The sequence below is a fragment of the Anaeromassilibacillus senegalensis genome (assembly GCF_001261775.1).
In the GTDB taxonomy this organism is placed as follows: domain Bacteria; phylum Bacillota; class Clostridia; order Oscillospirales; family Acutalibacteraceae; genus Anaeromassilibacillus; species Anaeromassilibacillus senegalensis.
The window spans coordinates 1-1,415 of the sequence record NZ_LN868527.1 but is presented as its reverse complement, the minus strand read 5'-3'; the positions used below and the strand labels follow the sequence as shown (position 1 = coordinate 1,415).

Here is a 1,415-nt window from a genome sequence, read left to right as displayed (position 1 = left end):
GTCCAGGCCGGTGATCTCCACCGGGACGGACGGGCCCGCCGCCTCAATGCGGCGGCCGTTTTCGTCGGTCATGGCGCGCACGCGGCCAACCGCCGTGCCCGCAACCACGATGTCGCCGGTGCGAAGCGTGCCGTTCTGCACCAAAATGGTCGCGATCGGGCCGCGGCCTTTATCCAGCCTTGCCTCGACGACCGTGCCCTTCGCGGCGCGGTCCGGGTTGGCTTTTAGTTCCTTCATATCGGCGACCAGCGCGATGATCTCAAGCAGGTCGTCGATGCCCTCCCGCTTCTTGGCAGAAACGGGGACACAGGGCGTGTCGCCGCCCCAGGCCTCCGGCACCAGCTCGTGCTCGGTGAGCTGCTGGAGCACGTGGTCCGGGTTCGCGCCGGGTTTATCCATTTTATTGATCGCCACGATGATGGAGACGCCCGCCGCCTTCGCGTGGTGGATCGCCTCAATCGTCTGCGGCATGATGCCATCGTCCGCCGCGACGACCAGCACGGCGATGTCCGTCACCTGTGCGCCTCTGGCGCGCATGGTGGTAAACGCCGCATGGCCGGGGGTATCCAGGAACGTGATGTCGCGTTCGTCGATCTTCACGCGGTATGCGCCGATGTGCTGGGTGATGCCGCCCGCCTCGGATTCCGTGACATTCGCGTGGCGGATCGCGTCCAGCAGGGAGGTCTTGCCGTGGTCGACGTGGCCCATGACGACGACGACCGGCGCGCGCGGCACAAGGTTCTCGTCGTTATCCTCGCTGTCGTCAATAATGCGTTCCTCGATGGTGACGACGACTTCCTTTTCCACCTTCGCGTGGAATTCCAGCGCGATCAGGGAAGCGGTGTCAAAGTCGACGGTATCGTTGACGGCGGCAAACACGCCGTTCGCCATCAGCTTTTTAATGACCTCCGCGGCGGTCGCCTTCAAACGCAATGCCAATTCGCTGACCGTGATTTCCTCGGGAATGGAGACGGTCAGCGGCTTCGCCTTGCGCTCCATCGCGATACGGCGCAGACGCTCGGCCTCTGTCTCGCGGCGGGCGTTGCGCGGCCTGCCGCGGTACTGGCTGCTGCGCTGCGTGATCTTCTGTTTTTGCACGATATTCTCCGTCTTGACCTTTTCGGAGGCCAGGCGGTCGTATTTCTCGTTGTATTTATCCAGCTCCACATGGGAGGCGCGGGTATCCACCACGCGGCCCTCGCCGCGCTTGACGTTGGTGGTGTTCGGCGCGCCGGTCTGCATGGGACGGTTCGGCGGGATCGGCGTGGACTTTCTCTGCTGCTGCGCCTGCGGCTGGGTCGGCGCGGGGCGCACGCTGTCTCTTTTACACCTCTGGTCAGCCTGGGATATATGCTGTACCCGGACATCCCGGGTGGGGAATATGCCTATGCGCCCGCCGACTATTCCGAGGCCTT

1 protein-coding gene is annotated in these 1,415 nt (G+C 64.1%); it reads right to left on the bottom strand.

The genetic code is table 11. From position 1 onward, the window contains the following. Positions 1 to 1,314 (bottom strand): translation initiation factor IF-2 (gene infB, locus BN2106_RS00005; RefSeq protein WP_278275337.1); only part of this gene is annotated, 1,314 nt, incomplete at its 3' end. Positions 1,315 to 1,415: the final 101 nt, after the last annotated feature.